The following is an 8,801-nucleotide window of genomic DNA, read 5'->3' as shown; positions in this document are numbered from 1 at the left end:
GGGCGGGCGGGGCAGCCGGCCGTCATGGTAGGAGATCGAGTCCCACGAGTCCTTCCAGCACTGGTTCTCCAACCCGTTCACGATGTTGCGCCGGAAGTAGGAGAGGTAGCCGTTACCGAGCAGGTCACCGTACTCGTCGATCCAGGCCAGCGCCTTCCGCGCGTTGGGTTCGAGCCTGCGGATCAACGTCGCGTCCCCGGTCCACCGCACGTACTCGTCCAGAAGGATCACGAACAGCGGGGTGGAATCCGCCGACCCGTAGTACGGCGTGTGCGGCTGCTCCTCGAACGCGGCGGATTCCCCGTAGCGGAACTCGTGCAGGATCTTCCCCGGCTCCTCCTCCTCGAAGTCGTCCAGGGTCACCCCCTGCAGGAGCGCCAGCAGCCGCAACACCGGCGGGGTCAACTGCGGCGCGAAGGGCAGCGCCTGTAGGCAGATGAAGATGCTGTCCCGCCCGAAGATGGTCATGAACCAGGGCAGGCCGGCCGTCGGCAGGGGAGCCGACGGGTTGGTCAGCGACGCGTACCGCATCGCGGCCAGGTCGATCAGGCTCCGCTCGTACGCCGTCTGGAGCGGCTCGTAGTCACAGATCAACGTGGGGGCCCGCTTGAGCCAGCGCTCCAGGTCCTGCCGCAGTTTCGGTCTGCTCCTGCTGCGGTAGGCGGCCCAGATGGTCTTGTTGTTTTCGGCGAGGGACTCCTGGATGACCGGCTGCACGTGCAGCTCCGTATGCCAGCTCGACCGCGGTTCCAGGTGGATGTCGAAGGTCATCCCCGCGTCGTCGACCTCGGCCTCGGCGGTGCTGGAGATGATCGTGTCGCGCCGGAAGCCGCCGCGCTCGTAGCGGAAGCGCAGGACGCCGTTCTCCCGGTGCACCGAGGTCGTCCCCACCTTCTCCCGCACGTCCTTGATTTCGAACAGGTCGGCGAAGTCGGCGCCCATCTCCACCCTGAGCGTGAAATGCTCCGGCTCAAGGTCGTGGTTGAGGACCGTCAGGCGTTCGCTGAAGTCCTGGCAGATCGACTGCTCCCGGATGACCGAGACCTTCGCGTCGACGTAGTGTGTCGGCTCTCCGGGGACCAGAAAGAAGTGCCGTTCGAAGTACCGGAGATCGTCGCGGGACAGCACACTGAGTCGCTCACCGTTGAGGCTCAGCCGCCAGGTCGAGAGAAAACGCGTGTCGAACGAGAAGAGCCCGGTCGGGTAGACCTGCGAAGGACTGACATCACCCTGGTCGTTGGTGACGATGAAGGTGTTACCGTCCAGGAGGCTTACGGTCTTCTCGATCACGTTTCGCACCTTCCTCGCGAACGAAATCCCGCGGATGATGCGCCATCGGAGGCCCGGGAAACAGCAGCCTCCCGAACGCGTCGGCCAGCCTCAGGTCCCCCTCGACGATAAGATCGTTCCGGAAGAACGATGGACTGAACTTGGCTTCGCCCCTGGCCATCTGGTCCAGCACCGGTCGACCGGCACAAATGACCGCGTCCGGCTCGCGTCCGGTGCGTGACACCCGGGCCTTCCCCTTCTCCAGGGTGATGAACCACTGATCGACCCGCTCGTCACCCCGTATGTCGAGGCGAATGATGCCCCGCGCCCATGCCGGCAGGTCCTTGAGCCCCGGATTCTGGTTCCGGCCCAGCCTGTCGAGGTGTTCACCAATGGAGTCGGCCATCCATCCACCCCCACGGTTCGCCGTCACCCGGAGGATATGGGCGTCAAGGGTGACCCGGCGTCACCCCATGAGAACGAGAACCGGACGAGCGGCCGCGGTGCGGCACTCGTTTCACCCTGCCGGGGTGATCCCGAACCCGCACCGTGGCAGCCAGTATGCAGACATGGAGCGTATGAGCACGGCGATCGCCGAACAGCGAACCGACCTGCCGCCGGGACAGCTCTTCATCGACGGCAGGTGGCGCGACGCCGCCGATGGGAGACGGCGCGACGTCATCTATCCGGCCGACGGCCGGGTCGTCACCTCCGTGGCCGAGGCGGGTGACCAGGACGTCGACGCCGCGGTCGACGCCGCGCGGCGCGCGTTCGACGACGGTCCCTGGCCACGGATGAGCGGTCGTGAGCGAGGCGCCGTGCTGCTCAGGGTCGCCGCCCTGCTCGAGGAACGCAGGGACGAGTTCGCGCAACTGGAGAGCCTGCACACGGGCAAGCCCATCACCATCGCGCGCGCCGTCGACCTTCGCGACACCATCGACCACTTCACCTACTACGGGGGCCTGGCCGACCAGATCGGGGGTGCCACCCGCAACATCCGCACCCCCGGCCTCGCCTACACCCTGAAGGAGCCACTTGGCGTCGTCGGGGCGATCACGCCGTACAACTTTCCGTTGATCCTGTCCACGACGAAGATCGCGCCGGCTCTGGCCGCCGGGAACACGGTGGTGCACAAGCCGGCCGCCGATTGCCCGCTGACGGCGCTGCGACTGGCGGAACTGTTCGCCGAGGCTGGCCTCGGCGACGGTGTGCTCAACGTGGTCACCGGCGGAGAGGACGCCGGCGCCGCCCTGGCCAGCCACCCCCGCATCGACAAGATCGCCTTCACCGGGTCGACGCGGGTGGGGGCCAGCATCGCGGCGGCGGCCGCGGCGGCGGTCAGGCCCACCACGCTGGAACTCGGCGGCAAAGCCGCCCACATCGTCTTCGAGGACGCCGACATCACCGCCGCCGTCAACGCCGTGGTGCCTGGCTTCCTGTTCAACTCCGGCCAGTTCTGCATGGCCGGCTCCCGCCTGCTCATCCAGCGCTCGTGTTACGACAGCGTGCTGGCCAAGGTGACCGAAGTGGTGGCACGGGTGCCGGTCGGCGATCCGCGCGACCCCCGGACCATCGTCGGGCCGCTGGCCGCGCGGCGACGCCTGGAGAGCGTGGAGCGGTACGTCGCCGCCGGCGAAGGCCGGATCGTCACCGGCGGCCACCGCATCGAGCGGGACGGCGGCTACTACTTCGCCCCGACCGTGGTGGCCGACGTACCCAACGACGCCCGCATCGTCCAGGAGGAGGTCTTCGGTCCGGTGCTGACCGTCCAGCCGTTCGACACCGAGGACGAGGCGGTGAGCCTGGCCAACAGCACGCGGTACGGACTCGCCGCCGGCCTGCACACCCGCGACGTCGCCCGCGCCCACCGGGTCGCCGGCCGCCTGCGCTCCGGCATCGTCTGGGTCAATTCCTGGGCGGTCCTGGACGCCGCCCTTCCCTTCGGGGGTTACAAGCAGTCGGGGTACGGCCGGGAGAACGGCCCGGAGGCGATCGACGGCTACCTCCAGACCAAGTCGGTCTTCGTGCCCACCACGGCTGACGAAGTCCGGTGAGACGTCCGGGCCGCCGTCCCTGGCAGCCGTGACCAAGGCGTCATCACCCAGGCGCTGTCGCCACCCGTCCCGGGAACGCTCAGCGCCTGACGCGCGCGGGACGGTCAGCGGCGGCCGACGGTGAGCACCGGCTTGGTGACCTCGGCGAAGAAGTCGTTGCCCTTGTCGTCGACGACGACGAAGGCCGGGAAGTCCTCCACCTCGATCTTCCAGACCGCCTCCATGCCCAGCTCGGCGTATTCGAGGACCTCGACGTGCCGGATGCAGTCCTGGGCGAGGCGGGCGGCCGGGCCGCCGATGGAGCCGAGGTAGAAACCGCCGTGCCGCTGGCAGGAGCGGGTCACCTGGGCGGACCGGTTGCCCTTGGCGAGCATCACCATCGAGCCGCCGGCGGCCTGGAACTTCTCCACGTACGCGTCCATCCGGCCGGCGGTGGTCGGGCCGAACGAGCCGGAGGCGTACCCCTCGGGGGTCTTGGCCGGGCCGGCGTAGTAGACGGCGTGGTCGCGCAGGTACTGCGGCATCGGCTCGCCCGCGTCGAGCCGCTCGGCGATCTTCGCGTGCGCGATGTCCCGGGCGACGACCAGCGGGCCGGTCAGCGACAGCCGGGTCTTCACCGGGTACTTCGACAGCTCGGCCCGGATCTCGGCCATCGGCCGGTTCAGGTCGACGCGGACGACCTGCTCGGCATCGAGCGTCTCGTCGGTGACGTCGGGGAGGTACCGCGCCGGGTCGGTTTCGAGGCGCTCCAGCCACACGCCCGACGGAGTGATCTTGGCGACCGCCTGCCGGTCCGCCGAGCAGGACACGGCGATCGCCACCGGGCAGGACGCGCCGTGCCGGGGCAGCCGGACCACCCGCACGTCGTGGCAGAAGTACCGGCCGCCGAACTGCGCCCCGATGCCGAAGTTGCGGGTCAGCTCCAGCACCTCCGCCTCCAGCTTTAGGTCGCGGAAGCCGTGGGCGGTCATCGAGCCCTGCGTCGGAAGGGCGTCCAGGTACTTCGCGGAGGCGTACTTGGCGGTCTTCAGGGCGTACTCGGCCGACGTGCCGCCGATGACGACGGCCAGATGGTACGGCGGGCAGGCGGCGGTGCCGATGAGCCGCAGCTTCTCCTCCAGGAACTGCATCATCCGGGTGGGGTTCAGCAGCGCCTTGGTCTCCTGGTAGAGGTACGACTTGTTGGCCGACCCGCCGCCCTTGGCCATGAACAGGAACTTGTAGGCGTCGGGGTGACCGTCCGGGTCCTCGGCGTAGATCTCCACCTGCGCCGGCAGGTTGCTGCCGGTGTTGCGCTCCTCCCACATGGTCAGCGGGGCGAGCTGCGAGTAGCGCAGGTTCAGCTTCGTGTACGCCTGGTAGACGCCCCGGGAGATCGCCTCCGCGTCGCCGCCGTCGGTCAGCACGTGCCGGCCGCGCTTGCCCATCACGATGGCGGTGCCGGTGTCCTGGCACATCGGCAGCACCCCACCGGCGGCGATGTTCGCGTTGCGCAGCAGGTCCAGCGCGACGAACCGGTCGTTCGGCGAGGCCGCCGGGTCGTCGATGATCGACCGGAGCTGGGTCAGGTGGGCGGGGCGCAGGAAGTGGGCGATGTCGTGCATCGCCTCGGCGGTCAGCGCGGTCAGCGCGGCCGGCTCCACGGTGAGAAACCGGCGCCCGCCGGGACCGTTGACGACATCGACACCCTCGTCGGTGACCAGGCGATACTCGGTCTGGTCGGGACCGGTCGGCAGCAAGGGGGCGTACGAGAACGCGGCGGCACTGCTCATGAGCGGAAAGCCTAGGGCAGACCGGCCGATCGGTCGCACCCGACGGGGCCTCCTGCGAGGTCGCTTCCCGCACAGCCCCGCCCACCGGCTGGGCGCGCCTACCGCAGGGCGCTCAGCAGAGCTCCCGCTTCGGGCCGCAACGGTCCTCGTCGTCCGGCGCGTCGCCGCCGTCCGGCGCGCCGCCGCCGTCCGGGCCGGGGACACCGGCGTCGCCGGGCACGGGCGCGGCGCCACCGGCGCCGAAGCGGACGTACCCGATCTCGCGGCCCTCGCCGATGACCATGCCCGCCGGCCCCACGGCCAGGGCGTTGGCCGAGGTCCGCAGCACCACCAGCTCCTTCCCGGTACGCGGGTCCAGCGCGATCAGCCGGTTCGGCTTCTCCTGGGTGAGCACCGCCGCGTACGGGGTGAGCGTGGCCCCGCTCTTGGCCCCGGTCGCCCGGGTCCACCGGGTGCGGTCCGCGCCCAGCTCCCGGGCGACGATCGAGCGCTTGTCGGCGGTGCGCAGCAGCGCGTGCCGGTCGTCGACGGCGATCAGCTTCTGCCCCTCGCCGTTGACCTGCAGCAGCCGGCCGTCGTACCCGTCGATGACCGCCTCCCGGCCGTCCGGGGCCACGCCGATCAGCACGTTCCGCGCGCCCTGCGGGTCCTCCCGCTGCACGCAGCCCGCGCTGTCGGCGGTGCGCAGGTTGACGCCGGTGCGCCGCCACACCTGTTTGCCGGTGGCCGGGTCGTGGGCGGTGAGGGTGAACGCGCACGCGCCGTCCTGGCCGACCGCCCTGATCCGCAGCATCCGGCCGCCGATCACGGCGAGCCGCTCGTCCCGGCCGGGCTCGACGTTCTGGAGCACCCGGCCGGTGGCGGTGTCCACCACGTGCACCCGTCCGTCGACGGGGAAGCCGAGCAGCGGGGGCACCGGCTCCGGCCCGGCCGCCCCGGCGTCGATCCGGTTGGCGGTGAGCCGGCGGGTGCCGAGCAGTTCGGGGTTGTCGGCGAAAAGGCCGGTGCTGACGCCGGGCAGGAACGCCGTCCACAACGGCGCGGTGCCGCGCGGGTCCCAGGCGCTCAACGTACAGTCGGTCGCCTCGACGCAGTGGGCGTCGAGCAGCAGGTTCCGGTACGTCCACACGGCCACCGCGTCGTCGTCGCGGCGGCGGGTCGCGCCGGTGGCGGGGTCGAGCAGCTCGTACCCCTTGACGAGGAGCTTGCCCACGGCGACGACCGGGTCGCGCTCCCCACCGGCCACGGCGGCCCAGTCGGCCTTGCGGTCCCACAGCTGTACGCCGGTGGCGAGGCTGCGGGCCTCGACCCGGGTACGCTGCTCGACGATCACGGAGTCGCCGGCGATGGTGACGCTCTTCGGGGTCCCTCCGACGCGCTGCTGCCAGACCACGTCGGGCTCGGAGATCGGCTCGCTGCGGTCGACCCAGTCCCACACGCCCGGCCACGGGTTCCACACCCCGGCCACGGCGAGGACGACCACCGTGACGAGGCCGAGCAGGAACCAGCCACGCATCCTGAGGCCGCCCACCTTCGCCACACCGGACACGGTAACGACGATCACCGCCACCCCGAGCGCCGGTGCGGCCGTGTCGCGCGGCTTTCTCGCTGACCGGCGTGTTAGTAGGGGGCCCTTCCTATACAAAAGGCGTTAGGAAGGGGCCCTTCCTTCCCCCCGGGCGGCGGAGCGGACCAGGGGGAGCACCCGGTACGGGATCTGCTGGGCGAGCGCGATGATCGTCGACGCCCGCCGGATGCCCTCGTACGAGACGATCTGGTCGATCACCCGCTGGAGGTCGGCGTTCGAGCGGGCGACGATCCGGCAGAGCAGGTCGCTGGAGCCGGTGATGGTGTGCGCCTCCAGCACCTCGGGGATCGCCGAGAGGTGGGCGGTGACCGGATCGTGTCCGAGCCGCTGGCTGATCTCCAGGGTGACGAAGCTGGTCACCCCGAAGCCGATCGCGGCCGGGGAGACGTCCGGCCCGAATCCGCCGATCACCCCCCGGCCGACGAGCTTGTCGAGCCGGGCCTGGATGGTGCCCCGGGCCACCCCGAGCCGCCGGGAGCACTCCAGCACCCCGATCCGGGGCTCCTCGGCGAAGAGTTCGATCAGCCGCGCGTCGAGCGCGTCAAGCTGGACATCATGCACAGCTGTCACGGGTGAACACCATACCGAATGCGCAACCTGACCAGGGTTTTCCGCAACTGTTGCCCACCGAACCCGGTCCGGCGATCCTCGCTGAATAAACCCACCCACGGCGGCCCACGAGGCCGGCCGGTACGCAAGGGAGGTCACCATGACCCAGGCGATCGACCGACCCCAGCCCACCGAGGAGATCGACGTCGACCGGCTCGTCGGTGCCGTCGACCACGACATCAGCCACGACCCGTTCCCGGTGAAGGCGCTCGACCACGTGCACTTCCTGGTCGGCAACGCCAAGCAGGCGGCGCACTACTACTCGACCGCGTTCGGCATGGCCTGCGTGGCGTACCGGGGGCCGGAGCAGGGTCACCGCGACCACGCCCAGTACGTGCTGACCAGCGGATCGGCCCGGTTCGTGCTGACCGGCGCGGTGCGCCCGGACGCCCCCGGCGCCGACCACGTGACCCGGCACAGCGACGGCGTGTCCGACATCGCGCTGGAGGTCCCCGACGTCGACGCCGCGTACGCGCACGCCACCGCGCAGGGCGCGATCGGCCTGCTGGAGCCGCACGACGTCGCCGACGAGCATGGCACCGTGCGGATGGCGGCCATCGCCGCGTACGGCGACACCCGGCACACCCTGGTCGACCGGTCCCGCTACACCGGTCCGTTCCTGCCCGGCTTCGTGGCCCGGGGCCCGATCGTGGACCGGCGGCCGATGATCGACGCCGGCCTCCAGCCGAAGCGCTTCTTCCAGGCCGTCGACCACGTCGTCGGCAACGTGGAGCTGGGCCGGATGGACGAGTGGGTCGACTTCTACCAGCGGGTGATGGGCTTCTCGAACATGGCGGAGTTCATCGGCGACGACATCGCCACCGACTACTCGGCGCTGATGAGCAAGGTCGTCGCGAACGGCACCCGGAAGGTCAAGTTCCCGCTCAACGAGCCGGCCGTGGCCCGCAAGAAGTCGCAGATCGACGAGTATCTGGAGTTCTACCAGGGGCCGGGGGCCCAGCACATCGCCGTGGCCACCAACGACATCCTGGCCAGCGTCGACGCGATGCGCGCGGCCGGCGTGGACTTCCTGGAAACCCCCGACTCGTACTACGACGACCCGCAGCTGCGCGCCCGGATCGGCCGGGTGCGGGTGCCGATCGAGGAGCTGAAGGCCCGCAAGATCCTGGTCGACCGGGACGAGGACGGCTACCTGCTCCAGATCTTCACCAAGCCGGTGCAGGACCGTCCGACCGTGTTCTTCGAGCTGATCGAGCGGCACGGCTCGCTCGGCTTCGGCAAGGGCAACTTCAAGGCCCTGTTCGAGGCCATCGAGCGGGAGCAGGAGAAGCGGGGCAACCTCTAGTCACCTGCGACACTGTCGAGCGTGACCCAGCCCCCGAAGCACCGCCGCGACAGGTTCGCCCGGCCGGTCGTCGTTAAGGTTGCCCCGTGAGCATCGCACCCGGCTGGTACGTCGACCCCGCCGACCCCGACACCAGGAGGTACTGGGACGGCGAGGGCTGGATCGGCGCGCCGATCCCGGTCGACCAGACCCCGCCGGAAGGG

At 70.3% G+C, this 8,801-nt stretch carries 8 protein-coding genes; 3 read left to right on the top strand and 5 right to left on the bottom strand.

Annotated features, from left to right (window positions below; genetic code table 11):
* Positions 1-1,290 (bottom strand): glycogen debranching N-terminal domain-containing protein (locus E1258_RS26725; protein WP_305847280.1); only part of this gene is annotated, 1,290 nt, incomplete at its 3' end.
* Positions 1,256-1,675, bottom strand: coding sequence for an SCP2 sterol-binding domain-containing protein (locus E1258_RS26720; protein ID WP_132405968.1), 420 nt, complete (start codon positions 1,673-1,675; stop codon positions 1,256-1,258). The genes E1258_RS26725 and E1258_RS26720, both read right to left, overlap by 35 nt.
* Positions 1,676-1,838: 163 nt before the next feature.
* Here E1258_RS26720 and E1258_RS26715 point away from each other — a divergent pair, with 163 nt between their 5' ends.
* Positions 1,839-3,323, top strand: coding sequence for an aldehyde dehydrogenase (locus tag E1258_RS26715; protein WP_243715711.1), 1,485 nt, complete (start codon positions 1,839-1,841; stop codon positions 3,321-3,323).
* 104 nt (positions 3,324-3,427) lie between these two features.
* On the opposite strand, the gene E1258_RS26710 is transcribed toward E1258_RS26715, so the two are convergent.
* The 3 genes from E1258_RS26710 to E1258_RS26700 form a co-directional block, all read right to left on the bottom strand.
* Entirely contained in the window at positions 3,428-5,095 is a 1,668-nt protein-coding gene (locus tag E1258_RS26710) for a fumarate hydratase (RefSeq protein WP_132405966.1), read from the bottom strand.
* 112 nt (positions 5,096-5,207) lie between these two features.
* Positions 5,208-6,611, bottom strand: a complete 1,404-nt coding sequence (locus E1258_RS26705) for a PQQ-binding-like beta-propeller repeat protein (RefSeq protein ID WP_132405970.1) — start codon at positions 6,609-6,611, stop codon at positions 5,208-5,210.
* Positions 6,612-6,746: 135 nt separating this feature from the next.
* On the bottom strand, positions 6,747-7,253 hold the full coding sequence (locus E1258_RS26700; protein WP_132405964.1) for an Lrp/AsnC family transcriptional regulator: 507 nt from the start codon (positions 7,251-7,253) through the stop codon (positions 6,747-6,749).
* Positions 7,254-7,392: 139 nt separating this feature from the next.
* Between E1258_RS26700 and hppD the strand changes: the two genes are divergently transcribed.
* Positions 7,393-8,598 (top strand): 4-hydroxyphenylpyruvate dioxygenase, encoded by a 1,206-nt coding sequence (gene hppD, locus E1258_RS26695; RefSeq protein WP_132405962.1) that lies wholly within the window; start codon positions 7,393-7,395, stop codon positions 8,596-8,598.
* 86 nt (positions 8,599-8,684) lie between these two features.
* The coding region (locus E1258_RS26690; protein ID WP_132405960.1) for a DUF2510 domain-containing protein at positions 8,685-8,801 on the top strand (117 nt) is incomplete at its 3' end.

The organism is Micromonospora sp. KC207 (assembly GCF_004348615.1).
Classification (GTDB): domain Bacteria; phylum Actinomycetota; class Actinomycetes; order Mycobacteriales; family Micromonosporaceae; genus Micromonospora.
Note: the sequence above shows the minus strand (reverse complement) of the source record. Positions and strands in the feature narration are given on the sequence as shown.

Excerpts from the sequence above, each read along its gene's own strand:
- E1258_RS26715 (WP_243715711.1), top strand. The coding sequence starts at position 1,839 with ATGGAGCGTATGAGCACGGCGATCGCCGAACAGCGAACCGACCTGCCG.
- E1258_RS26710 (WP_132405966.1), bottom strand. The coding sequence starts at position 5,095 with ATGAGCAGTGCCGCCGCGTTCTCGTACGCCCCCTTGCTGCCGACCGGT.
- hppD (WP_132405962.1), top strand. The coding sequence starts at position 7,393 with ATGACCCAGGCGATCGACCGACCCCAGCCCACCGAGGAGATCGACGTC.
- E1258_RS26720 (WP_132405968.1), bottom strand. The coding sequence starts at position 1,675 with ATGGCCGACTCCATTGGTGAACACCTCGACAGGCTGGGCCGGAACCAG.
- E1258_RS26705 (WP_132405970.1), bottom strand. The coding sequence starts at position 6,611 with ATGCGTGGCTGGTTCCTGCTCGGCCTCGTCACGGTGGTCGTCCTCGCC.